Raw genomic sequence first — 23,448 nt, 5'->3', positions numbered from 1 at the left:
CGCATCTGCGGAGAGTCGCCCGGTGACCCCTCGGATGCGCTGGGTAGACTGACCGCGATGAAGGTACTGATCACCGGCGGCGCCGGCTACATTGGCTCAACCGTCGCGACGGCATGCATCGAAGCCGGAATCGAGGTCGTCATCCTCGACGACCTCTCCACGGGGCTTCGATCCTTCGGTGAGGGCCGCAACCTCTACGTCGGCGACATCGCCGACGGAGCCACGGTGGATGCCCTGCTCGCGGATCACCCCGACATCGACGCGGTGATCCACTGCGCTGCCCGCATCGTGGTTCCGGAGTCGGTCGCCGACCCCCTCGGGTATTACGACGCCAACGTGGGCAAGACGATCCTGTTGCTCCAGCGCCTGCGCGACGCCGGGATCCCACGCATCGTGTTCAGCTCTTCGGCATCCGTCTACGCGGGTGAGACGGGCGACGGCGTGGACGAGGGCGGCAGGCTCGCACCGTCGAGTCCGTACGCCAAGACGAAGGCTATGGTCGAGCAGATCCTCGACGACGCCGCGACGGCGGGCGACTTCCGTGCGATCGCGCTCCGCTACTTCAACCCGATCGGCGCTGACCCGCGACTGCGCACCGGTCTGCAGAATCCGACACCCTCGCACGCGCTGGGGAAGATCATGCAGGCGCGCGCGACCGGGGAGCCCTTCACGATCACGGGAACGGACTGGACGACGCGCGACGGCTCCGGTCTCCGCGACTACATCCACGTCTGGGACCTCGCTCTCGCGCATGTCGCAGCCGTGCAGAAGTTCGACGAGGTCGCCACGCCCGACGGCCCGTATCAGGTGATCAACCTCGGTACAGGAGACGGCGTGACCGTGCGCGAGCTCGTCGCGGCGTTCGAGCGGGTGACGGGCGAGCCGCTTCCGGTGACGGAGACCGACCGCCGCCCCGGGGATCAGGCCGGTGCGTTCGCGATCGTGGACCGCGCGGCAGCGGTCCTGCAGTGGCGCGCACAACGCTCGGTCGACGACGGGGTCCGCGACGCGATCGCCTGGGCGGAGAAGCTGCGCGCCACGCTCTGACCGCCGGGGTCCTCCGGCTGGTCACACCTCGGAGCGCAGCGTCGGGATCGTGCCCGTGTGGGCGGCGTCGATGTTCTCCCGCCAGGAGCGCGACTGTCCGGCGCGCAACGCGCACAGCACGAGCATGAACCACCCGGCGCCCACCAGGGTGAAGCTCTCGAACATCGAGTCGACGGCGAGCGTGACCAGGATGATCGGCGTCCATGCATAGACGACCGAGCGTCGCACGCTCGCGACCAGCCAGGACCGGATCAGCGCCACCCCGCCGAGGAGAAGGAAGAGAACCAGCCCGGCGGCCCCGAGTTGGAGCAGCACGTCGAAGAACGCGTTCAACGCGCTCTGGTGATGGTCCTCGAGCTGGAAGTTGATGTACGTGAACGGGTACTCGCCGCGTGCCCAGTCGCCGAACCAGCCCCACCCCTGGATCGGTTTGACGGCGACGAAGTCGAGGATCGTGTTCCAGAGCGACGCGCGCATCGAGAAGTCCGAGCCGGCGTCGAGCAGCGCGATGATCTGATGGCGCAACGCGAACGCGATCGTGAGTGCGAGCGCGACCAGGATGCCGAGCATCCACTGCACCAGATTGCGTCGCGCCGGCGACGTGTGCCGCACGATCGTGAGGGCGAGCGTGACGATTCCGACGGCGACGGCGAGCACGAGCACCGTGGGGGAGGCAGAGAGGAAGGCGAGCGACCCCGCGAGACCGATCGACACCACGGCGAGGGGAGAGTTCACAGACTGCGTCCGCCACTCGATCACGAAAGTGATCAGGGCGATCACGGCGACGAACCCGAGCATGTTGCGGCTGCCGAACAAGCCCTGCACCGGGCCGCCGGCGGCGAGATTGCCCTGGATCGAGAGGAAGGTGAACGGCAGGTCGAGTAGCACCCCGGAGAGGATCTCCACCCCGAGTGAGACGGCCAGGAGCACGCGCAGGGTGTCGCCGATGGCTCGCACGGTCTGCAGCGTGTCGCGGATGTGGCCGATCGTGATCGCGAGGAACGCATAGCCGAACAGCGACATCCACCCGAAGAACGTATCCGAGCGATCCGTGGTCCAGACCATGCTCACCAGCGCCCAACCGAGGAAGGCGAACAGCGACGAGGGAGCGATCCGCAACGGCGAGAGCTCGTCGCGTCGCACCCAGAGGATCGCCGCGCCCAGGACGCACAGCACCGCGATGATGGTGGCCAGAGTGACCGCCGAGGTCATCCGTCCGATCGCGTACGAGCCGAAGATGGCGGTGAGCGCAGCGAGGGCGAAGGCTCGCGCGAGCTCCACCGAACCGAGCAGTCGGACCAGCGGGCGGGCCGACGTCACGGCACCCGCCGTTGCCGCGTGCCGCGTTCGAAGACCAGATCCCGTTCCCCGACGCCCACCAGGGGCACCGACTTCAGCTTGAAGGACAGGAGCACCAGGAGCATCCAGCCCCAGAGCATGATCGGCGTGGACTCCGAGAATCCCTGTACCAGCAGCACCACGGTGAACAGGCTCGGCAGCAGGGTCAGCGGGGAGAACGGCCGCTTGGCGTGGAGATCCCACCGGGGCCGGTCGACGGCGAAGAACCAGGAGCGCCACAGCAGGCTCAGGTACGCGATTCCCATCAGGATCACGCCCAGCACGCCGAGCTGGAACAGCACGTCGAGCCACATGTTGTGCGCGTGGAACACGGTGATGCCGTGGTCGACGATCCAGCGGTCGAACGCCGGGTCCGTCGGGATCCAGGGACTGGAGAACCCGTTGCCGAAGAGGGGGTGCTCTCGCACCCGCTCGAGCACCTTCGCCCAGATCAGGTCGGAGCGCCCGGTGAGGTCGGAGCTGCGCCCGACGAGGCCGAGCAGCGGCTCGCGCAGCAGCCAGACCGCCGCGGCGGCCAGCGCCGTGCCGCCGATCGCCGTCACATAGATGCGCGTGCGTGCCCCCGGAGTGCGGGCACGGCGCATCAGCAGGGCGACCAGGAGCACCAGTGCGGCGGCAGCCGCGCACGCGAGCGCGGTCACCGACGACGTGCGCAGCAGGAAGTACGCCGCGAGCAGCATCCACAGAGCCAGTGTGGTGCGCCAGCGCGCGCGAGCGGCGAACAGCACGCCGAAGGTGATGATCGCGAACAGGGAGATGATCGCCAGGAGGTTGGCGTTGCCGACGATCCCCTGGATCCTCCCGCCGTCGAACAGGTTGTCTCTGACCCAGTACCACTGGGGGTCGATCTCGCCCTCCGGCAGCGTCGCGAAGTTCGGCAGCAGCGGCCCGTGCAGGACGAGGGAGACCCACAGCTCGATCGCCAGCGACAACCCGAGGATCCACTTGAAGGCGGAGGACAGCGCCCGGATGATCTCGTGCCAGGTGAGCACATGGGCGATGAACAGACCGTTCACGGTGACGGCGGCCAGGAGTACCCAGGTGATCAGGGTCGGTCCTCGCCATTGGGACCACGCGACCGAGACGAGGGCCAGGGTGGTGTATCCCATCGCCGTCCACGGCAGGCGGCGCCAGCGGAACGGCTGCGGGCGGTTGCGCGCGAGCATCGGGACGCCGATGCCGAGCGTCGCGAGAGTGAAGAGGACGAGGGTGACCGCGGCGCCCTCCATGCCGACCAGGTTGTACACCGCGGTGTGCGCGAAGGTCACGATGAGAACGAGGATCACGTAGCCGCGCAGCAGAAGGTGCCCCGTCGACTCGCGCTCCGGCGCCGTGGGCGGGGCTGTCACCGGGTGCTTGGTGTACTGGGCCATCGCGTTCAGGCTACCGCGCCGCGCTCGGCACGTGCCTGAACGCCGCAGCGCGGCTCTACGCTGGTGGCATGCTGCTGAGCCTCACGAACGCACCCCGCGACTACGCCTGGGGATCCGACTCCCACCTCGCCGAACTCGAAGGGCGCACGCCGACCGGTGCTCCCGAAGCGGAAGTATGGTTCGGGGATCACCCCGGCGACCCCGCAGACGTCGCGGGCGGCGGCACCCTCGATCAGATCACCGGCGGCACACTCCCGTATCTGCTGAAGCTGCTCGCCGCGGGGAGGCCCCTCTCGATCCAGGTGCACCCGACCATCACGCAGGCGCGCGAGGGATGGGCGAAGGAGAGCGCGCTCGCCGCGGACGATCCGACGCGCAACTACCGCGACGACAACCACAAGCCCGAGCTCATCGTCGCGCTCAGCGAGCGATTCGAATCGCTCAGCGGCCTGCGTCCGGTGGCGGACACGCTCGAGCTGCTGGACCTGCTGGAGGACAACGACGGCCTCGCGCAGCTCCGCGCGCGGCTTGGGGGCGGAGCCGATGCGCTGCGGGACACCATCGGCTGGCTGCTCGGCGGTGACGCTCAGCACGAGGTCGACGAGATCATCGCCGCGGTGGTGCGCGCAGCGGAGAGCACCGACACGGGGAAGTGGGGCGCGACGCTACGGGCGATCGCGGGGGTCGCAGCGACATACCCGGGGGACCCCGGCGTCGTCGTGGCTCTGCTCATGAACCACGTCGTGCTGCGACGGGGGGAGGGCGTGTTCCTGCGCGCCGGGCTTCTGCATGCCTACCTCGCAGGCCTCGGCGTCGAGATCATGGCGGCGAGTGACAACGTGCTCCGCGGCGGACTGACCCCCAAGCGCATCGACGTCCCCGAACTGCTCGCGATCCTCGACCCGACGCCCGGTGAGGTGCCGGTGCTGCGGCCGGAGGGTGCAGACGAGGTCACGGCGTACCCGGTTCCCGTCTCCGACTTCGCGCTCAGCAGGATCGCGGTGGATGGTGCTCCGGTCACGGTGGAGATCTCGGGGCCGACGATGGTGCTCGCGACTGCCGGGACCATCACGGTCAGCTCCTCGTCCGCAGCGGAAGTGCAGGTCCCCGTGGGAACAGTGGCGTTCGCCGGCGGCGACGAGCGCACGCTCACCGTGTCCGGCGAGGGTGAGGCGTTCGTGGCCGGCCCGGGGTTCTGAGCGTGTCGCGTCCGCCACGCCGCGACACGCCGAAGGATCGTCATGAACCTTCAAGAGTCGCTTGAGGGTTTACGATCCGCGACTTGACCGGAGCGAATGACACGGGTGTAATTAGTCATGCGCACGGCCCGCCGGGGGGCGGAGACAGGGTTGGAGATCGAGATGACGGGATACCGTTCCGACGTACCGGAGAACTGGTTCGTCGATCCGATCAACCTCGGTGTTCCCGGGGTGCGGCGCACGGACGCCGCCGATGACGACAACGCCCTCGCCTGGCAGGCGGATGCGCTCTGCTCGCAGACGGATCCCGAGGCCTTCTTCCCGGAGAAGGGCGGATCGACCAGAGACGCCAAGCGGATCTGCACCACCTGCGACGTCCGCAGCGAATGCCTCGAGTACGCGCTCAACAATGATGAGCGGTTCGGCATCTGGGGCGGACTCTCCGAGCGCGAGCGCCGCAAGCTCAAGCGCCGCGCCAGCTGATCGGCCGAGGCGGTCACGCGCGCTGAGGTCGTTGGCGCATCGCTTCGCAGGCGCGCCGCATCCACTGCTCCAGGGCCGGTCCCGACGCGCATAGGCTGACGACGTCATGCCAGCCCGAGTTCACGCCATCATCGTCGCGCGCCCCGGATCCTCATCCCGCGCGCAACTCCTCCGCACTCTCGACGCCGTGCGCTCCCAGACTTCACCCGCAGAGGCCGTGACGCTCGTCATGTGCGGAGATGCTTCCACCCTGCGCGAGAGTGAAGCCGTCGGAGCCGTCGTCGAGGGGATCATCGAAGCCCGCGCGACGACATCGTTCGCGGAGGCGGTCGAGCTCGCACGCCCACGCGTGAGCGAGGGCTCGGCGATCTGGCTGCTCGCACAGGACACGGCTCCGCATCCGCGGGCACTCGAGCGTCTCCGCGGCACGCTGGAGCGGTCGCCGTCCGCGGCGATCGTCGCTCCCAAACTCGTCGCGACCGACAACGATCGGGAGATCGTCTCGCTCGGAGTCAGCATGACGACTTTCGGACGATCGGTCGAACTCGCGGCAGGGGAACTCGACCAGGGACAGCACGATCGCATCGACGACGCGCTCGGCTCCGACGTGCGCGGCATCCTCATCCGCGGCGAGGTCCGCGACGCGCTGCGGCCCGACCCGGCGCTCGCCGGCGCCGACGAGGGGCTCGACCTCGGCGTCCGCGCACGCCTCGGCGGGGGGCGGCTCGTGCTCTCGCCGAGTGCGCGGATATCCGCAGCGCCCGACGGTCCGGCCGCGCTGCCCTCCGGCCGATCCCGACGCGCCTACGTCACCCGGCTGGCTCAACTGCACCGGCGACTGGCATATGCTCCGGCGGCCGCCGTGCCGCTGCACTGGCTCAGCCTGCTCCCGCTCGCGCTGTGGCGCTCCATCACGCACCTGGTCGGCAAGCGGCCGGAAGCGGTTCTCCCCGAGTGGGGGGCCGCCCTCACCGCGATGCTGCGGGTCGGCGCTGTCGCGCGGTCCCGGTCGCGCATCCGTGCCTTCCGCTCATCCACCTGGGCGAGCATCGCACCGTTGCGGGTGACGTCGTCCGATCTGCGGCGGCGTCTCGATGACGGGCACGGCAGCGAAGGCGGCGCCGTCAGCGAACTGCGTTTCTTCTCCGGCGGCGGCGCCTGGGCCGTGCTCGCGGCGCTCGTCGTGAGCATCGCCTCCTTCACGACTCTGCTCGCGTGGCCGGCGCTCGGCGGCGGCGCGCTTCTGCCGCTGCGTCAGACGATCTCGGCGCTCTGGAGCGATGCGGCGTGGGGCGCGCGGGGGACGGGGATCGGCCTTGTCGGCCCTGCCGATCCTTTCGCCGCGGTCGTGGCCGTGCTGGGCTCGCTGTGGCCATCCGGACCATCGTTCGCGATGGTGCTGCTGTGGATTCTCGCGCTTCCGCTCGCGGTGCTCGGCGGGTGGTTCGCGGCGACCCGAGTGACCGACCGGGCGGGGCTGCGCATTTTCGCGGGCGTCGCCTGGGCACTGGCTCCCACCTTCCTGACCGCACTCGTCGGGGGCCGCCCGAGCGCGGTGTTGGTGCACCTCCTGCTGCCGTGGCTCTTCCATTCCGCTGTGGTGGCGCACCGATCCTGGGGCGCGGCCGGAAGCGCCTCCCTCCTGCTCGCCGCCGTGGTCGCCTGTGCTCCGTCACTGGCGCCGGCGCTCGCGCTGCTGTGGGTCGTGGCAGTGGGCATCGTCCTGGGCACCGGGCAGTTCCGTGGCGTCGGCCGTCTGCTCTGGCTGCTCGTGCCGACGGCGGCGCTCTTCGCCCCTCTCGTCTTCTGGCAGTTCGCACACGGGACGCCATTGGCGCTCCTGGGAGACCCCGGTCTCGTGTGGGCGGGCCCGCAGGCGTCCGCCGACGCCGCAGGCCGGCTGGCGCTCGCGATCGGATTCCCCACCACGGATCTCGCTGGTTGGGCGTCGCTCGTTCCCGCAGCGATCGCCGCGTGGGCACCGCTGCTGTGTGCGCCGATGGCTCTGCTCGCCCTCGGGGCGGCCGTCGCCCCGCGGTGGCGCGCGGGGATCACACTGCTCGTCGTCGTTCTCGCCGGTCTCGCGACGGCGTTCTTCGCTGTCGGCATCACGGTGAGCTTCGCCCAGGGTGCGGGCGTGGCGATCTGGCCGGGGGCGGGGCTCAGCCTGGCCTGGGTCGGGGTGGTGGGGGCGGCGCTCGTCACGCTCGACACCGCCATCACGCTTCCGAGGCTCCGGGTCCTCTCCGCGGTCGCTGCAGGGGTCGCGCTGGGGATCTGCGCCGTGCCGGCGCTCACCGCCTTCCACGCACAGCGGTCCGTCCTCACGAACGGCCCCGAATCGACTCTCCCTGCCTATGTCGCCGCGCAGGCGGCCGGGGACCGTCCGCTCGCGACGCTCGTGATGACGCCGCAGAACGACGGAGGACTCGCGGTCGAGGTGGTCTGGGGAGCGAGCGAGACGCTCGGATCCCAGACGACGATGGTCTCGACCGCCGTGGAGCCGCAGGGGGACGACGTCGCGACGCTCGCCGTCGATCTCCTCTCCGCCCGCGATTTCGACGCCCCGGGCGAGCTGGCGGCGAAGGGGATCAGCTACGTGCTGCTCGCCGAGCTGCCCGGAGACGAAGGAGACAAGGCCCGCACGCTCCGTGCGGCGGCCATCGCCTCGATCGATCAACGTGCCGGCCTGGTGCATGCGGGGGAGAGCGATCGCGGGGTGCTCTGGCGTCTGGAAGCCGAGGTCGCTGCGCCGCCGACCCTGACGTCCGCTCAGGAGGGAAGCGCTCGGCTCGTGTTGACGATCCAGCTGCTCGCGGTCTTCGTGGCACTGCTGCTGTCGATCCCGACCCGCGCCTCGCGTCGCGCGGCACGAGCCCAGTCCCGCATCGTCGGGCGCGCGCCGGATGAGCCGATGATCCTGCCCCGGCACGCGGAGGACCGGTCTCCGCTCGATGAGCAGACTCCGGTCGGCGCGATCGAGGAGCCGCAGGACGAGGCCGCTCTGACCGACGAGGCGCTGGTGCCGATCGCCGAGTCCGAGCCGGTCGAGGAGCCGGCTGAGCCGGCTGAGCCGTCCGATCCGGTCGACGCGCCGACAGACGTCGACGATGAGAGACCCGACACGACAGGGGAGAGGGACCGATGAGCGGTTCGCGCGCATTCAAGGTCGCCGCGACGGGCGCTCGCCTCGCCACCGGAGTCGCCGTGATAGCGGCCTGCGTCGTCGGCGTCGTCGCCGCAGTTCATGCACCGTGGCCGGTCATCCGGCATGATGCCGCCCACGTCGACGTCACGCCGCTCCCCGGAGACAGCGTCCTGGTGTGCAACGGCGACCTGCGCGCGCTCGGTCGCGATGCCATGGACCCGCTGGCGCTGAGCTCTGCGGGGTCGCCGACCCTCACCGCAGGCGGCACGTCGGGTGAGCCGTCTTCTGCCGCTCTGGCGGTGCAGGATCTTCCGGACGCGGGCGAGGTGCGCGTGCTCACGGGCGCCGTCGAAGGACGCTCGGCGCCGCTGATCGCCGCCGCCGAGTCGATCGCTCTCACGACGGAGGACCTCTCCGGGTTCGCGGCTGCCCCCTGCGGAGTCCCCCGACTGAACTCCTGGCTCGTCGGCGGGAGCACCGCCACGGGGACCGAGGACATCGTGATCCTGACCAATGCGGCCGAGGTTCCCTCGACCGTGACGCTGACGGTCTACGGCGAGACCAGAAGCGCACGCACGGTCATCGTGCCCGCGCGCACGCAGACTGCACTGCCGCTCACCTCGATCGCCGCCGGCGACACGGCGCCCGTCGTCCGCGTCGATGCGACAGGGGCTCCGGTCCGTGCGGTGCTGCAATCGTCGCTCACGCAGGTGCTGGATCCCGCGGGCCTGGACCTGCAGGACGCGGTGCCCGGCGCGCAGCAGAAGCTGGTGCTCACCGGCGTGGAGGTCTTCGGCTCCGACGGCGACGACGATGAGATGGCGGTGCTGCGGCTGCTCTCACCCGGCGCGGACGCGCGCGTGCAGGTCCGGGTCGTCGCGGAGGGGTCCGGCTCGGCCGCCGACGAGTTCACGGTTCCGCTCGAGCCCGATCTCCCGGCGCAGGTCGCGCTCAGCGGTCTCGAACCCGGTCGCTACACCGTCGAGGTGGAGGCGGACGCTCCTGTCCTGGCCGCACTGCGACAGCAGGACGGCTTCGGGCGTGATGCGGACTTCGCATGGGTCACGCCGGCACCGTCGATCGACGGCGAGGTGGTGTTCGCGGTACCGTCGGGTCCGCCGGGCCGACTCCAGCTGGCGAACTCGTCGGAGGAGGACACCACGGTGACGATCGAGCCGCTCGACGGGGGCACATCCGAGGATGTCGTCGTCGCCGCAGGAGCGACGGTCGGGGTCGATGTGGAGACCGGGACGACCTATCGGATGCAGTCGACGGGCGCGGTGCACGCGGCTGTCGCGCTCACCGCTTCGGGCGCACTCGCGGTGCTGCCGGTGCAGGCGAGTGCCGGCGTCGAGAAGGCCATCACCGTCTACCCCTGATCGCTCCTCCGGATGGGAGGGTCGGCGGGTTCAGTGTTCGTGGCCGAGATCCCACGGTTCGCGGCCGACGTACTCCGCAGCCGCCCGGAACACCGCGCTCTCGATCGCCATGCGGCGGTGCGCGGCATCGTCGTGCCCCGGCGGCAGGAGGCGCTCGATGGGCAGTCGGAACAGCACGATGCGCCGGTTCTCCCGATCGAGATGCCAACGCGGAACCGCATCGGTCGTTTCGAACGCCGGTATCGCGCCGATCTCGAACCGGACGTCCTGGAGTTCCGGCCACGTCCCGCGCAAGAACTCGACGGCGGTTCCGACGGTCAGATCGAAACGATCGAGACGACCGTCGAGCGGCGCGAGAGGCGGTCGGACGACCTCGCTGCGGCCCAGACGCCCGTGGCGGCCGTGCCGCGCACCGCGCCGTGGAGCGGCAGAGGCGTGAGCGGCGCGGCGACGGGGCATGTCGAAAGTCTAGGCGGTGCCGACGTGCGCGGCGCGGCATCCCCGGCTCGGATGCGTGCGAGCCGTACGCTGACGGAGATGGACGGACGACTGTGCTCGAAGGTCGGCTGCGCGCGCGAAGCCGTGGCCACCCTCACCTACGACTATGGGGACAAGATGGCGGCACTCGGTCCGCTCGGCGCCGCGAACGACCCGCAGGCGCATGACCTGTGCTCGCCGCATGCCGATCGACTCTCGGTGCCGGCGGGCTGGCTCGTCGTGAGGCACGAAGCACTTCGAGCCTGAGGGCGCGTCGACACGCGGTCGCCTTCGCGATACCGGGAAAACTGTTTCTGGATACGCTGACTCCAGGCGTGCCAGGGCGGCGCTGCCGGAAAGGCACTCGTGATCGTCTGGCGTCGCTGGATCTTCCCCCTGCTTCTCGTCGTGGTCATCGGCGCGTGCGCTGCAGCACTCGTCAAGATCGCTTTCTTCCCCGACCGGGCCGAGAGCATGGTCAGCCCGGAAGCGGCGATCACCGATCCGGTCGTGGCCGTAGAGCGCGGATCCGTCGTGAACGCGCTGAGCCTGACGGGTAACGTCGCGCGCGATGAGATCTTCGCGGTGCGCAGCGAGATCGACGGCACGGTCACCGCCGTTCACGTGAGTGAGGGTGCCGCGGTATCACCGGGCCAGAAGCTGTTCACCATCCGCCAGGAAGATCCCCGCAAGGACATCGACGTGCTCGCGTCGGAGGCCGGCGACGTGTCCGAGATCGCGCTCGTGAAGGGCCAGCCGACGTCGGTGGGCACCGAGATCTTCAGTCTCACGCCCGCGCGGTACCACCTCCTCGCGACCGTCGACCCCGTGCAGCTGTATCGCCTCGTCAACGCGCCGAGTGAGGCCACGGTCACCATCACCGGTGGTCCGGCGCCGTTCGCCTGCACAGGCGTCCGTGTGCAGGTCACCACAGAGGGCACGGCGAGTGTGCGCTGCGCGATCCCCGCCGGGCAGACCGTCTTCGCCGGGCTCCCCGCGACCATGGATCTGGCCCTCGGTCAGGTCGAGGACGCGCTCGTGATCCCGGTCACCGCGGTGCAGGGCGGCGCGGGCTCAGGGAACGTCTGGGTCGATGCAGCCGACGGTGCGGAGCCCGAGGAGCGCGCGGTGAAGCTCGGCGTGAACGACGGGACGATCGTCGAGGTCACCGAAGGACTGGAGGAGGGGGAGAGCATCCGCCAGTTCGTGCCGGGCTTCGTCGCCCCGGTCGAGGAGTTCTGCTACGAGGTCTCCCCGGGCGTCGAGCAGTGCGACAGCGGGATGAGCTGGTGACTCTGGTCGCTCTGGAGGACGTCACCAAGAGCGTCCTCCTCGCCGACGACTCGCAGCTCGAGATCCTCCGTGGCATCACTCTCGAGGTCGGCGCCGGAGACCACGTCTCGATCGTCGGCCGCTCCGGCTCGGGCAAGTCGACGCTGCTGAACATCCTCGGGATGCTGGACTCGCCGACGTCCGGCTCGGTCTCGTTCGAGGGGCGAGAGGTGCGTCGCATGCGCTCGGGGCGCCTGGATCGGCTGCGCGGCGACAACGTCGGCTTCGTCTTCCAGCAGTTCAACCTGCTCCCGGGTCGAACCGCACTCGACAACGTGATGATGCCCCTCGGCCACGCGAAGGGGAAGACGTTCTGGAACCGACGGCAGATCGCCGCGGACATGCTCGAGCGGGTGGGACTCGGCCACAGGATCGGCCAGATCGCCGACAAGCTCTCCGGCGGGGAGCAGCAGCGTGTTGCGATCGCCAGGGCGCTGGTGCGCAGACCCGTCCTGATCCTCGCGGACGAGCCCACCGGCGCGCTCGACATCGACACGGGCGCATCGGTCATGTCGCTCCTGGACGAGGTCGCCACCGAGACGGATGCCGCCCTGGTCACCATCACGCACGACCTCCACGTAGCGGCCCGCGCTCGTCGGCACTACCGATTGGACGCCGGGCGCCTGGAGACCGCGGACCTCAGCCGTGCCTTCGAGGCCTCGACGCTCGCGGCTCCCGCGCCCGCCGCTCCGCCGCAGCCCGCGGCCCCCGCTCCGGCACCGCCCGTGGCCGTGCCCGCTGCGTCCGAGGTCGTCTCGTGACGGGCTTCCTCGGCGCGCTCTCCGACGCGTGGGCCGAGATCCGCGTCCACAAGCTCCGTGTGCTGCTCAGCCTGATCGGCATCGCCGTGTCGGTCGGAGCGCTCACGGCGGTCGTGGCGATCTCGGAGTATCAGCGTCAGTTCCAGGCCGAGCAGTCCGACCGCTGGGGAGGGCGTGTGGCCACCCTCGTCGTCGCGGCGAGCACTGGCGACGGCTCTCCCGTGGATCCCGATGACTTCGATGCTCGTTTTAGCCGCGTCTCGGAGCGATTCGGCTTCAGCCACACGGCGCGCATCGCGCAGGGGATCATGATGGACGCGCAGCTTCCAGAGGGCATCACCGCGGTCCCGGCGCGCGTGATGGATCCGGCCTTCTCGCAGATCCACCGCGAGCAGCTTCTCGAGGGACGCTGGTTCCTCGACACCGACGTCGAGGCCCTGGCCCCACCGGTGGTCATCACCGAAGCGCTGTGGGACCGTCTGGGGCGGGTGCCGCTGGCGCAGCATCCGACCGTCGTGTTCGGTGGTCCGGCCGGTGGCACCTACCAGGTGATCGGCATCGTCCCGCGCCAGGGGTTCGGCGACGAAGAACTGCGGGTCGACCTGCTCTATGACGCGTATCGCGCTCGTGTGGACGCGTTGCCGCCCGATGCGATGACGCAGTACGAGGTCTGGGTGGGAGCCCAGCAGGCCGACGAGATCGGCCCGGTGCTGGCGATGGACCTGCGCGCCGGGCTGCCGGAGGGGCAGACGGTGTCGGTGAGCCGCACCGACTGGGCGGCGCAATCGGGAGCTATGGACGTCCAGGCCACATTCGAGATGATCACGGGCGGGATCGCCGCGCTCATCCTCGCGCTCGGGGCACTGAGCCTGATCAACATCCAGCTCGTGGCGATGCGTCAGCGCGTCCGCGAGATCGGAGTCCGCCGTGCGTTCGGTGCGAGCTCGGGGCGTGTGTTCTTCGCGGTGTTCCTCGAGAGTCTCGTCGCCACGACGGTCGCGGGTGTGATCGGGATCGCGATCGTCGTCGCGGTGCTGCGCTCCGACTGGGTCGTCACCTCGATGTTCTACGGCATCCAGGACGTCCCGCCGTTCCCGATGCGGGCGGCCCTCGTCGGGCTCGTCGCCTCGGTGATCGTCGGTGCGGTGTCGGGATTCATCCCCGCACTCGTCGCGCTGCGCGTGAAGGTGATCGACGCCATCCGCTTCTGACGCGCACGCTGTGCTGGCTTGATCGTGATGGAAGAATACGAAAATGCCTGAGCTCGAATACCGCGTCGCCGACCTGTCCCTCGCCGAAGCCGGCCGTCACCAGCTGCGGCTCGCCGAGAACGAGATGCCGGGGCTGATGTCGCTCCGGGAGGAGTTCGGTGCCGCGCAGCCGCTGAAGGGAGCGCGGATCGCGGGTTCTCTGCACATGACGGTGCAGACGGCCGTGCTCATCGAGACGCTCGTGGCGCTCGGCGCCCAGGTGCGGTGGGCAAGCTGCAACATCTTCTCCACCCAGGACGAAGCAGCCGCCGCCGTCGTGGTCGGCCCAGGTGGCACGGTCGACGCCCCGGCGGGGGTGCCGGTCTTCGCCTGGAAGGGGGAGACGCTCGACGAGTACTGGGCGTGCACCGAGCGCATCTTCGACTGGTCGTCGAGCGGATTCGACGGGCCGAACCTCATCCTCGACGACGGCGGCGACGCCACGCTGCTCGTGCACAAGGGCGTCGAGTTCGAGAAGGCGGGTGCTGTCCCGGCTGCGACCGACGCCGACTCGCACGAGTACTCGGTCATCCTGGACCTGCTGCGCCGTTCGCTCGCGTCGTCGACCGATCGCTGGACGAAGCTCGCCGCAGGGCTCATCGGGGTGACGGAGGAGACCACCACCGGCGTGCACCGGCTCTACGAGCTCGCCGCCTCAGGGGAGCTGCTCTTCCCGGCCATCAACGTCAACGACTCGGTGACCAAGAGCAAGTTCGACAACAAGTACGGCATCCGGCACTCCCTCCCGGACGGTCTGAACCGTGCGACCGACGTGCTCATGGGCGGCAAGGTCGCCTTCGTGTGCGGGTACGGCGATGTGGGCAAGGGTGCAGCCGAGGCGCTCCGCGGACAGGGCGCCCGGGTGATCGTCAGCGAGGTCGATCCGATCTGCGCACTGCAGGCGGCGATGGACGGGTTCCAGGTGGCACGCCTGATCGACGTCGCGGGTGAGGTCGACATCGTGGTGACCGGCACCGGCAACCGTGATGTCGTGACGACAGAGCATCTTCAGGCCCTCAAGCATCTTGCGATCGTCGCCAATGTCGGCCACTTCGACAACGAGATCGACATGGCGGGCCTCGAAGCCATCGAGGGCGCCGAGAAGATCGAGATCAAGCCGCAGGTGCACGAATGGCGTCTGCCGAGCGGACGCAGCGTCCTCGTGCTCAGCGAGGGGCGCCTGATGAACCTGGGCAACGCCACCGGGCATCCGTCGTTCGTCATGAGCGCCTCGTTCACCAACCAGGTGCTCGCGCAGCTGGAGCTCTACACGAACATCGCCGCCTATCCCACCGGTGTTTACGTCCTCCCGAAGGTGCTCGACGAGAAGGTCGCCCGCCTCCACCTCGACGCACTGGGTGTGCGGCTCACCACCCTCAGCGAAGAGCAGGCGGCGTACATCGGCGTTCCGGTGGACGGACCGTACAAGCTCGACCACTACCGTTACTGATCGCTCCCGCGGCCCGGTCAGCGGGGGACGGATCAGACGCCGACGCGTCGGCCGGTGAGGCGCTCGGCTCGACGGTCGGCATTCTCCAGCGCGCGCCGTTCCCGCTCCCGCCGGAGGACGGTGATGCCCACCAGCACCTGCTCCGGCGGGGCTGACGGCATCGGCGAGACGAAGGGCGTCGCCTCGGCGAGCAGATCGTGCGCCACCCGCGCTCGAGCGGCGGGGACCATCCGCGGCGCGCTCACGAGGAACTGCGAGATCCGGCGCGCGAGGCGGTCGGGCATGCGCGCCACGTCGGCGATCTGCGCCCAGCCGGCCAGAGCAGGGGGCAGTACCGGCACGTGCGAGGGGAGTGCAGGAGTGCGGACGCGCTGACTGTAGGTGCCGGCGACCAGGTCGCCCAGACGCTGCGATCGCGCCGTGAAAGCGCCGGTGAGCACCGCGATGCCGCCGAAGGTCATGTAGATCTCGAGTACTCCGAGAAGCGCCCGGATGAACGCGTGCCGGAATCCGGCTGCGCCACCGTCCACGCGGACGATCCGCCCTCCGACGGCGAGCTTGCCGAGGCTGCGGCCCTTGAGGGCGACCTCCATCGTGATGGGCAGCACCACGAAGCTCACGACGATCGCCGCGACCGTGGCGATGCGGTCGGTGGCATCGTCGAGCACGCTGGCATCGAGCAGCCAGATGCGCAGGAAGAGCCAGAGGATGAACACCGCATATCCCAGGAGCATGTCGATCGCGGCGCCCAGAGCGCGCAGGAGGAAGCCGACCGGCTGCACGTCGATCGCGACGGCTTCGCCGGAGAGCACCTCGTCGGAGACGTCGATCGGGACGGACATGAGTACAGTAAATCAGGTGGATGCCGATGCGCTGACCGATGCTCGCCGTGCGGAATGGGAACGGCTCGAGGAACTCAGCCGAGCCCGGCTCGACGGCACCGGCGTGGACGAACTGATCGTGCGATACCGCGCCGCCTCCGCAGATCTCGCCGAGCTGAAGACGTCGGTCGGCGACTCCCCGCAGGGTGCCTACCTCTCCACGATCCTGGTCCGCGCCCGGCTGCGCCTCACCGGAGCATCCGACAGCATCCTCACCCAGACCGCTCGGTTCTTCCGACTGCAGCTTCCGGCCGCCCTGTACCGGCTGCGGTGGACGACACTGGTGATCGCCCTCGCCTTCATCGCCGTCGCGGTCGGCACAGCGGCGTGGATCGCGAGTGACCCGGCCCTCGTCGCGACCCTCGGTCCGCCGGACATGCTCGAACAGTATGCCGACGAGAGCTTCACGGGCTACTACACCGAGAATCCCGCTGCCGAGTTCATGGGCATGGTCTGGACGAACAACGCCTGGATCGCCATGCAGTGCGTGCTCTTCGGCGTCACAGGAATCTGGCCGGTGTACATGCTCGTGCAGAATGCCATGGGCCTCGGGACGTCCGGCGCGGTCATGGCCGCGTACGACAAGGCCGACCTGATGGTGCTCTACATCCTTCCGCACGGCATGCTCGAGATGACCTGCATCTTCGTCGCGGCCGCCGCCGGTCTGCACGTGTTCTGGGCGTGGGTGGCTCCGGGACACCGCACCCGCGGGGAGGCGCTGGCCGAAGAGGGGCGATCGCTCGCGACGGTCGCACTCGGGCTCGTGTTCGCCCTTTTCCTCGCCGGGCTCGTGGAGGGCTTCGTCACCGGCTGGGGACTGCCGTGGCCGGTGAAGATCGGCATCGGCGCTGCCGCGCTGGCGGTGTTCCTCATCTACATGCTCGTCATCGGCGGGCGGGCGCATCGCCGTGGCGAGACCGGCGACCTCGTCGAGTACGAAGCGGGCACGCCTCGACTCATCGCCGGCTGATGACCGGCTGATCGCGGACCGCCTGAGGGCGACCGCGGTCAGAGCCGGCCGGCCGCCTTCAGCTCGAGGTAGCGGTCGGCGATGCGGGGCGGTAGCTCTTCCGGATCGGCGGCGATCGCCTCGCCACCCGCTCTGCGGATCGCATCCGCGACGTTCTCGGCATCGCGCAGCGTCCGCTCGGCCGCCGCGGCGAGATAGACGTCCTCGCGGGAACCGCGTTCACGCGCGAGCGCAGCGATGCCGTCGTCGGTGACCGACCCGACGAGCACGGTGGTCGCACGCGACGCGGTGGGGAAGGCACCGAGGAAGCCGCGAGCGGACTCGGCGGCGTCCTGCGCTGTGAGCACGACGATCAGGGAAGGCCGTGTGGTGAGCGTGCGTACGGCGGCGAAGGCACCGTGCCAGTCGGTGTCCACCAGGCGCGCGTGCACGGGCGCCATGGCGTCACTCATCGCAGGCAGGAGTGCCGTGCCGTCCACACCGGTGACCCGGCCGCGCACGACGCGGTCGTACAGCAGCAGGTGCACGTGGTCTCCTGCCCGCGAGGCGAGGGCTGCCAGCAGCAGCGCCGCTTCGAGGGCTGCATCGACCCGGGTGCCGTCGCCCACGCGTGCGGCTGCCGTCCGACCGGTGTCGATGATGATGACGACATGCCGGTCGCGTTCGGGTCGCCAGGTGCGCAGCATCGTCGTGCCGGCGCGCGCGGTCGCTCGCCAGTCGATCGAACGCACGTCGTCGCCGCGGACGTACTCGCGCAACGAGTCGAACTCGGTTCCCTGGCCTCGGACCTGGATGCTCGTGTTGCCGTCCAGCTCGCGCAGCCGAGCCAGCCTCGACGGGAGGTGCTTTCGCGAGGTGAAGGCGGGAAGCACACGGATCGCTCCTCGGACCGGATGCCGTGCCTGTCGACCGGCGAGACCGAGGGGCCCGCGCGAGCGGACCATAACGAACTCGCTCACGAGCTCTCCGCGTCGGCGCGGAGTGAGCGGGATGGCCACGCGACCGCGCTCGCCCGGGTCCACCCGCAGCTGCTGTCTCTCGGCGGGGGCGCCGGCCGTGGGCTGCCAGGCGTCGCGGATCACCGCGTGCAGCGATCGGGCACCGTGGTTGTGGACGGCGACGCTCACCGGGACCTGTTCGTCGAGCCGGGCGCGCTTGGGCAACCGGCGGCTGACCGTCACCGACCGGGCGCTCGCGGCGAGGGCGAGATCCACGACGACCAGAAGGATGCAGAGGCCGATCCAGGCGCCCAGCACGGGGTACGGCGGATAGCCCGCGAGCCCGGCGAGGACCAGCGGAACGACGCCGACGGCGAGGGCGACGGCGAGACGACCGGTGATGAACACCTAGATCGGAACCCTGGTCTGCTGCACGACCGAGGTGAGCACGGCGTCGGCGGAGACGCCCTCCATCTGGGCGTCCGGTCGCAGCTGGAGGCGGTGACGCCACACCGGCACGAGCATCGTCTGCACGTGATCGGGTGTCACCGCGGTGGAGGCGTTCAACCACGCCCAGGCCTTGGCGGCGGCGAGGAGGCCGGTCGAGGCGCGGGGGCTCGCGCCGAGTTCGACGGAGGGGGACTGCCGCGTCGCGCGCGCCAGATCGACGACGTATCCCAGCACGTCATCGGTGACGTCGACCGAGGCGGCGGCCTGCTGTGCCGCGCGGATCTCGTCTGCGGAGACGACGGCCTCGACGCCGGTCAGCTCGCGCGGGGAGAAGCCCTCGGCATGCCGGCGGAGCACCGACACCTCGGCGTCGCGCTCCGGCATGCCGACGACGAGCTTCATCAGGAAGCGATCCAGCTGCGCTTCGGGCAGCGAGTACGTGCCCTCGTGCTCGATCGGGTTCTGGGTCGCAGCGACGAGGAAGGGATCGGGCAGCGGGCGGCTGACACCGTCGGCCGACACCTGGCGCTCCTCCATGGCCTCGAGGAGGGCGGCCTGCGTCTTCGGCGGCGTCCGGTTGATCTCATCCGCGAGCAGGATGTTGGTGAAGACCGGGCCGGCGCGAAAGTCGAACTCGCCCGTGCGCGCGTCGTACACGAGGGAACCCGTGACGTCGCCCGGCATCAGGTCCGGCGTGAACTGCACGCGTTTCGTGTCGAGGCCGAGGGCACGTGCGAACGACCGGACGACCAGCGTCTTGGCGACGCCGGGCACTCCTTCCAGGAGCACGTGGCCTCGTGCGAGCAGCGAGACGAGGAGGCCGGTGACGGTGCCGGCCTGGCCGATGACCGCCTTGTCGACCTCGGTGCGCACCCGGTGCATGGCCTGACGAAGCGCGGCGTCGTCGGTGGAGTGGTTCTCAACGGTCACGTGGTTCCCTCGGCTTCTGTGGGATGGATGGTCGGTCGACGGGTGCTGGTCTCCACGGCCGCCTCGAGCTCGTCGAGACGTCGAGCGAGGTCGACCAGGGCCGCGTCGTCGGTGGGGAGAGGCCCCGCCAACAGCGTCTGCAGGGTTCCCCGGGGGATCCGGAGCCGGTCGGACGCGGCGTCGGCGACCTCGTCCGCGCCGGCATGCACGGCCAGACCCAGGCGGCGGGCGAGGCGCCGCTGCGCGCCGTCGCGAAGGGCCTCGGCAGCGTGCGCGGCATCAGCGGCCCTGGCGGTGAGACGTGCGCGGCCGTGCATCGTCTCGGACGCGCGCACCGTCACCGGCAGCGTCTCGGCGACCAGGGGCCCGAAACGTTGACCGCGCCAGATCGACGCGGCGACTCCGGCGAGCAGCAGCAGGAGGATCGCCGGTGTGACCCACGGGGGAGTGAGGGTCCCCAGGGTGTCGACCGACTTGCCCTCGATGTCGGAATCGCCGAGGCTCGGCACGTACCAGACGACCCGTTCGGTCTGCCCGAGCAGTGCCAGCGCGAGCGCGGCGTTGCCGTTCTCCGCCAGGTATGCGTTGCTGAAGAGCCGGGTACCCTCCACGACGACGCGGCGGTCTCCGGCGCGGTCATCGACGAGCACGGCGGCGCCGTCGGCATCCCCGAAGCACCCCTCGACCTCAGCGGCGGGGGAGAAGAGACGATCGGCGCGGATCGTGCCGACCTCCGCGAACTCCGGGACAGCGCACGCCGCCTCCACGGCCGAGCGCGTGCCCGGGGCGTTCTCGCCGATGCGCAGCGTGTTCAGCAGGTGCGAGCTCGTCGAGAGGAGGACGACGCGATCGGCCGGTTCCATCAGGGTCTCGAGGGCGTCATCCGTGAGCGTGTACGGATTCGCCATGACCAGCGTGGTTCCCTCATCGATGGCGGCACGCGCCTCCACCCGCGATCGTCGGACGTCGACCTCGACGCCCTGGTCGCGAAGGATCTCCGCGAGGGCGAGGGCACCGGAGTCATCACGCCCTTCGGGGTCGAGAGCTCCGTGGTCCGCCGGTGGCGAGGCGCTGACGCGGACGGCGACGAACACGGCGACGAGGACGAGGACGACGATGATGCCCCAGCCCAGGACGGTGTTCCTTCTGCGTGGTCGACGCTCGGCCGTCGCCGCGGCGGTCCCGCTCTGCTCGGTCACGGTCATGCCGGCACCGCCTCGAGGCGACGGGTGCGGAGACGTTCGTCCGTTGCCGCGAGGTCCTGGTAGGTCTCCGCCGTCGCCGGGTGCCCGAGGTAACGGACGTCGTCGAACGCCACGGCTGCGCGGCGCAGCGCTGAGGCCTCATCCGGGAAGACAGCGCCGGCATCGCGAGCGATCGACTGCGCGGTGGCGCCGGGGGCGGGATCGATCAGATCGCGTTCGAGGAGGCTGCGGGCGATCGCGCGATAGCGGAGGATCGTCGCGGTGCTCCAGTCGGCCGCGCGGGCGCTGCGCTCGGCATCGGCTCGGAGCTGTGCCGCCGTGCGGTCATCGGACTCGCCGAGGAGGTCGCCCCGTGCACGTCGCACGGCACGCGAGCTGCGCGGCCGACCCCAGATGACGAGGGCTGCGATGAGAGCGGCGACGATGATGACCGACACGATGATGAGGGCGGACGGTCCGATGCTCGCGCCGTTATCGGAACTGAACAGATCGGCGAGGAAGCGGCCGATGTCTCGGGCGACGAGATCGAACCACGTCGGCTTCGCGTCCGCATACCGCGGGTTGGCGAGCTCGTCTTCCGCCCATCGGCGTGCCTCATCCCCGTCGGGGATGAACAGGTCGTCGAACCGGGAGATCATGCCGTGTCGTCGCTGCCGGGTGCAGCCCAGCCTCCGTCAGCCGGTCCGGGTGCGTGAGTCGGATTCGATGCGGCAGCAGCTGCCGCAGCTGCCGCAGGTGGCGGAGGCGGCGGGAACGCCCCGGGAGCGCTCGTGACCGGCGCGGTCGCTGGCGTCGTCGGCGCGCTGCTCTGCTGCGGTGCATACGCCTGTGGCGCGTAGGGCTGCTGCCCGTACGGCTGCGGCTGCTGAGCATACGGCTGTCCGGGGTACGGCTGTCCGGGGTATGGCTGCGGGGAGGCGCCCTGTGTCATCAGCACGTGGTCCGGCACCTGCCGGGGCGGAGGCGCGGAGGTGACGGCTCTCGCCGGATCGACGCGGAACGGATCGCCGAGCTGATCTTCCGTCCCGCCCAGATCACGGTGCTCGACATAGGCGATGAGCGTCTGGTCCAGCCCCTCGTACCGCATCCGGCAGTCGAGGTAGACGAGTGCCGACCCGGTGCTCTGCACCACGAGAGTGATCGCCTGGATGACCAGGAGCAGGATCTGAGGTGCGAGGAAGCTGAGCACGAAGCCGACGACGGCGCTCGGGTCCTGTGCGCCGGTGGGAGCGATGACCGAGCCGAGCAGGCCGCTGAGCAGCGTGGCCGGGATGCTCACCACCTGCGCCGCGATGCCCATGATGGCGCTGATGAGGAAGGTCACGCCGAAAGCGACCCAGAAACGGCCGCGGGTGAGTCGCCAGGAACGCACGAAGGCATCGCGGAACCGTGCGCGCTCGAGGACGAGGATCGACGGCACCAGCAGCAGCTTCGTCGTCAGCCAGACGGACAGGGGGATCGCGGCGAGTGCGAGGAGGACCACGACGAGGACGACGACGCCGATGAGCTCGACGCTTCCGCCCGCACCACCGGCGACGAAGGCAGCGATGATGCTCACCACGATGGCGAGGATGCCGAACAGGGCGATCACCGAGAGCGACGCGAAACCGGCGAGACGCCAGAACGCCGGTGCCATCCGGCGCCAGAGCATCCGCAGCGTGGCCTTGACCCCGACGGCTGCGTAGCCGATCTCTGCGGCGACCACACCCTGCATCATTGCCGTGAAGGCGATCGATGCGAGTCCGACGCCGAGGCCGGCGATGAGGTTGATCCCGATGGTCCCGGCCAGCACCGCCTCGAAGTCGGGGGAGGAGGGGGAGACGGTCTCCAGGCGGGAGAAGGTCGTGAACAGGACGACTCCCATCACGGACGCCGTGACGACGGTCGCGACGAGCTGAATCACGACGGCGAAGCCGAACAGCACCTTCGGGTTGTGTCGCAGGGCCGCGAAGGCCCGGCCCAGCAGCATCCCGAACGTCAGCGGATGGAGGGGGATGACCCCCTTCTTCGGCGCGGGCGTCCACATCTGGCCACTCACAGGCACTCCCTCCATGGTGGCTCCATCGTGTCACACCGCACACGTGGTGCGCAGACCTGGGGTCGGCGGGACTCGGTGCCATAAGGTAACAGTTATGACCTCACGCATTCTCGTGGTCGACGATGACACAGCGCTCGCCGAGATGATCGGCATCGTGCTGCGCACCGAGGGATTCGAGCCGGTGTTCTGCGCGGACGGTGCGCGTGCCGTCGACGAGTGGCGCGCGCAGCGGCCCGATCTCGTGCTGCTCGACCTCATGCTGCCCGGCATGGACGGGATCGAGATCTGCACCCGCATACGCGCGGAATCGGGCGTCCCGATCATCATGCTCACGGCGCGCAGCGACACCGCAGACGTCGTCCGCGGCCTCGAGGTCGGCGCAGACGACTACATGGTCAAGCCCTTCAATCCGAAGGAGCTCGTGGCACGCATCCGCACCCGTCTGCGTCCGACGCCGCAGACCACCAGCGAGCAGCTGCGGGTGGGCGACCTCACCGTCGACGTCGACGCCCATGAGGTGCGTCGGGGCACGGCGCCGATCGCGCTCACCCCGCTGGAGTTCCAACTGCTGGTCGCGCTCGCTTCCAAGCCGCAGCAGGTGTTCTCCCGCGAGATGCTCCTGGAGCAGGTGTGGGGGTACCACTATAAGGCCGACACCCGCCTGGTGAACGTGCACGTGCAGCGCCTCCGCGCCAAGGTCGAGCTCGACCCGGACAACCCGAAGATCGTGATGACGGTGCGTGGCGTCGGCTACCGTGCCGGGAGCGTCGGCTAGGAG

21 protein-coding genes are annotated in these 23,448 nt (G+C 69.9%); 12 read left to right on the top strand and 9 right to left on the bottom strand.

Translation table 11 applies throughout. The annotated features are described in order from the left end of the window. Positions 1 to 57: 57 nt before the first annotated feature. Entirely contained in the window at positions 58 to 1,047 is a 990-nt protein-coding gene (gene galE, locus ACWGO6_RS03075) for a UDP-glucose 4-epimerase GalE (protein WP_136043635.1), read from the top strand. A gap of 21 nt (positions 1,048 to 1,068) precedes the next feature. Here the strand turns inward: galE and ACWGO6_RS03070 are convergent, their stop codons facing one another. Next, a complete protein-coding gene (locus tag ACWGO6_RS03070; RefSeq protein WP_376104715.1) occupies positions 1,069 to 2,367 on the bottom strand; it encodes an O-antigen ligase family protein in 1,299 nt (432 codons plus the stop codon). Continuing rightward, a complete protein-coding gene (locus ACWGO6_RS03065) occupies positions 2,364 to 3,779 on the bottom strand; it encodes an O-antigen ligase family protein (protein ID WP_136043637.1) in 1,416 nt (471 codons plus the stop codon). Before ACWGO6_RS03065 ends, ACWGO6_RS03070 begins: the two co-directional genes overlap by 4 nt. 68 nt (positions 3,780 to 3,847) lie before the next feature. Here ACWGO6_RS03065 and manA point away from each other — a divergent pair, with 68 nt between their 5' ends. The 4 genes from manA (at position 3,848) to ACWGO6_RS03045 (ending at position 9,988) form a co-directional block, all read left to right on the top strand. Beyond that, on the top strand, positions 3,848 to 4,978 hold the full coding sequence (gene manA / locus ACWGO6_RS03060; protein ID WP_452325816.1) for a mannose-6-phosphate isomerase, class I: 1,131 nt from the start codon (positions 3,848 to 3,850) through the stop codon (positions 4,976 to 4,978). A gap of 162 nt (positions 4,979 to 5,140) precedes the next feature. Beyond that, positions 5,141 to 5,461, top strand: coding sequence for a WhiB family transcriptional regulator (locus ACWGO6_RS03055; RefSeq protein WP_136043639.1), 321 nt, complete (start codon positions 5,141 to 5,143; stop codon positions 5,459 to 5,461). Between the two features lie 106 nt (positions 5,462 to 5,567). Further along, positions 5,568 to 8,609, top strand: coding sequence for a glycosyltransferase (locus ACWGO6_RS03050; RefSeq protein ID WP_452325815.1), 3,042 nt, complete (start codon positions 5,568 to 5,570; stop codon positions 8,607 to 8,609). Beyond that, a complete protein-coding gene (locus ACWGO6_RS03045; protein WP_136043641.1) occupies positions 8,606 to 9,988 on the top strand; it encodes a DUF5719 family protein in 1,383 nt (460 codons plus the stop codon). Before ACWGO6_RS03050 ends, ACWGO6_RS03045 begins: the two co-directional genes overlap by 4 nt. Positions 9,989 to 10,018: 30 nt before the next feature. Here the strand turns inward: ACWGO6_RS03045 and ACWGO6_RS03040 are convergent, their stop codons facing one another. Further along, complete coding sequence (locus ACWGO6_RS03040; RefSeq protein WP_240745172.1) at positions 10,019 to 10,447, bottom strand: hypothetical protein; 429 nt, start codon at positions 10,445 to 10,447, stop codon at positions 10,019 to 10,021. A 78-nt stretch (positions 10,448 to 10,525) separates the two neighbouring features. Here ACWGO6_RS03040 and ACWGO6_RS03035 point away from each other — a divergent pair, with 78 nt between their 5' ends. The 5 genes from ACWGO6_RS03035 (at position 10,526) to ahcY (ending at position 15,258) form a co-directional block, all read left to right on the top strand. Continuing rightward, positions 10,526 to 10,732 (top strand): DUF3499 family protein, encoded by a 207-nt coding sequence (locus ACWGO6_RS03035; RefSeq protein WP_029261978.1) that lies wholly within the window; start codon positions 10,526 to 10,528, stop codon positions 10,730 to 10,732. 99 nt (positions 10,733 to 10,831) lie between these two features. Further along, complete coding sequence (locus tag ACWGO6_RS03030; protein ID WP_136043642.1) at positions 10,832 to 11,758, top strand: efflux RND transporter periplasmic adaptor subunit; 927 nt, start codon at positions 10,832 to 10,834, stop codon at positions 11,756 to 11,758. After that, complete coding sequence (locus ACWGO6_RS03025) at positions 11,755 to 12,558, top strand: ABC transporter ATP-binding protein (protein ID WP_136043643.1); 804 nt, start codon at positions 11,755 to 11,757, stop codon at positions 12,556 to 12,558. Before ACWGO6_RS03030 ends, ACWGO6_RS03025 begins: the two co-directional genes overlap by 4 nt. After that, on the top strand, positions 12,555 to 13,769 hold the full coding sequence (locus ACWGO6_RS03020) for an ABC transporter permease (protein WP_452325814.1): 1,215 nt from the start codon (positions 12,555 to 12,557) through the stop codon (positions 13,767 to 13,769). Before ACWGO6_RS03025 ends, ACWGO6_RS03020 begins: the two co-directional genes overlap by 4 nt. A 43-nt stretch (positions 13,770 to 13,812) precedes the next feature. Beyond that, positions 13,813 to 15,258, top strand: coding sequence for an adenosylhomocysteinase (ahcY, locus tag ACWGO6_RS03015; protein ID WP_136043436.1), 1,446 nt, complete (start codon positions 13,813 to 13,815; stop codon positions 15,256 to 15,258). 32 nt (positions 15,259 to 15,290) lie between these two features. Here the strand turns inward: ahcY and ACWGO6_RS03010 are convergent, their stop codons facing one another. Continuing rightward, positions 15,291 to 16,100, bottom strand: a complete 810-nt coding sequence (locus ACWGO6_RS03010; protein ID WP_452325813.1) for an RDD family protein — start codon at positions 16,098 to 16,100, stop codon at positions 15,291 to 15,293. Positions 16,101 to 16,116: 16 nt separating this feature from the next. Here ACWGO6_RS03010 and ACWGO6_RS03005 point away from each other — a divergent pair, with 16 nt between their 5' ends. Next, entirely contained in the window at positions 16,117 to 17,109 is a 993-nt protein-coding gene (locus ACWGO6_RS03005; RefSeq protein WP_136043450.1) for a stage II sporulation protein M, read from the top strand. A 38-nt stretch (positions 17,110 to 17,147) separates the two neighbouring features. Here the strand turns inward: ACWGO6_RS03005 and ACWGO6_RS03000 are convergent, their stop codons facing one another. From ACWGO6_RS03000 to ACWGO6_RS02980, 5 genes are read right to left on the bottom strand one after another with little or no spacing between them, the layout of a single operon-like run. After that, on the bottom strand, positions 17,148 to 18,455 hold the full coding sequence (locus ACWGO6_RS03000; protein WP_136043434.1) for a DUF58 domain-containing protein: 1,308 nt from the start codon (positions 18,453 to 18,455) through the stop codon (positions 17,148 to 17,150). Continuing rightward, positions 18,456 to 19,379, bottom strand: a complete 924-nt coding sequence (locus ACWGO6_RS02995) for an AAA family ATPase (protein ID WP_240745165.1) — start codon at positions 19,377 to 19,379, stop codon at positions 18,456 to 18,458. A 44-nt stretch (positions 19,380 to 19,423) separates the two neighbouring features. Then, positions 19,424 to 20,632: a DUF4350 domain-containing protein gene (locus tag ACWGO6_RS02990; protein ID WP_452325812.1), complete on the bottom strand. Its 1,209-nt coding sequence runs from the start codon at positions 20,630 to 20,632 to the stop codon at positions 19,424 to 19,426. Beyond that, positions 20,629 to 21,270, bottom strand: coding sequence for a DUF4129 domain-containing protein (locus ACWGO6_RS02985; protein WP_136043431.1), 642 nt, complete (start codon positions 21,268 to 21,270; stop codon positions 20,629 to 20,631). Before ACWGO6_RS02985 ends, ACWGO6_RS02990 begins: the two co-directional genes overlap by 4 nt. Continuing rightward, positions 21,267 to 22,670, bottom strand: a complete 1,404-nt coding sequence (locus tag ACWGO6_RS02980) for a hypothetical protein (protein ID WP_136043430.1) — start codon at positions 22,668 to 22,670, stop codon at positions 21,267 to 21,269. The genes ACWGO6_RS02985 and ACWGO6_RS02980 overlap by 4 nt, the downstream gene beginning before the upstream one ends. Positions 22,671 to 22,764: 94 nt before the next feature. Between ACWGO6_RS02980 and mtrA the strand changes: the two genes are divergently transcribed. Then, positions 22,765 to 23,445 (top strand): MtrAB system response regulator MtrA, encoded by a 681-nt coding sequence (mtrA, locus tag ACWGO6_RS02975; protein ID WP_136043429.1) that lies wholly within the window; start codon positions 22,765 to 22,767, stop codon positions 23,443 to 23,445. Positions 23,446 to 23,448: the final 3 nt, after the last annotated feature.

This window comes from Microbacterium sp. NPDC055665, from assembly GCF_053618035.1.
Note: the sequence above shows the minus strand (reverse complement) of the source record. Positions and strands in the feature narration are given on the sequence as shown.

Coding starts and splice junctions, on each gene's coding strand:
- ACWGO6_RS03035 (WP_029261978.1), top strand. CDS start 10,526: ATGGACGGACGACTGTGCTCGAAGGTCGGCTGCGCGCGCGAAGCCGTG.
- ACWGO6_RS03045 (WP_136043641.1), top strand. CDS start 8,606: ATGAGCGGTTCGCGCGCATTCAAGGTCGCCGCGACGGGCGCTCGCCTC.
- ahcY (WP_136043436.1), top strand. CDS start 13,813: ATGCCTGAGCTCGAATACCGCGTCGCCGACCTGTCCCTCGCCGAAGCC.
- galE (WP_136043635.1), top strand. CDS start 58: ATGAAGGTACTGATCACCGGCGGCGCCGGCTACATTGGCTCAACCGTC.
- ACWGO6_RS03050 (WP_452325815.1), top strand. CDS start 5,568: ATGCCAGCCCGAGTTCACGCCATCATCGTCGCGCGCCCCGGATCCTCA.
- ACWGO6_RS02985 (WP_136043431.1), bottom strand. CDS start 21,270: ATGATCTCCCGGTTCGACGACCTGTTCATCCCCGACGGGGATGAGGCA.
- ACWGO6_RS02995 (WP_240745165.1), bottom strand. CDS start 19,379: ATGCACCGGGTGCGCACCGAGGTCGACAAGGCGGTCATCGGCCAGGCC.
- mtrA (WP_136043429.1), top strand. CDS start 22,765: ATGACCTCACGCATTCTCGTGGTCGACGATGACACAGCGCTCGCCGAG.
- ACWGO6_RS03040 (WP_240745172.1), bottom strand. CDS start 10,447: ATGCCCCGTCGCCGCGCCGCTCACGCCTCTGCCGCTCCACGGCGCGGT.
- ACWGO6_RS03010 (WP_452325813.1), bottom strand. CDS start 16,100: ATGTCCGTCCCGATCGACGTCTCCGACGAGGTGCTCTCCGGCGAAGCC.
- ACWGO6_RS03055 (WP_136043639.1), top strand. CDS start 5,141: ATGACGGGATACCGTTCCGACGTACCGGAGAACTGGTTCGTCGATCCG.
- ACWGO6_RS02990 (WP_452325812.1), bottom strand. CDS start 20,632: ATGACCGTGACCGAGCAGAGCGGGACCGCCGCGGCGACGGCCGAGCGT.
- manA (WP_452325816.1), top strand. CDS start 3,848: ATGCTGCTGAGCCTCACGAACGCACCCCGCGACTACGCCTGGGGATCC.
- ACWGO6_RS03065 (WP_136043637.1), bottom strand. CDS start 3,779: ATGGCCCAGTACACCAAGCACCCGGTGACAGCCCCGCCCACGGCGCCG.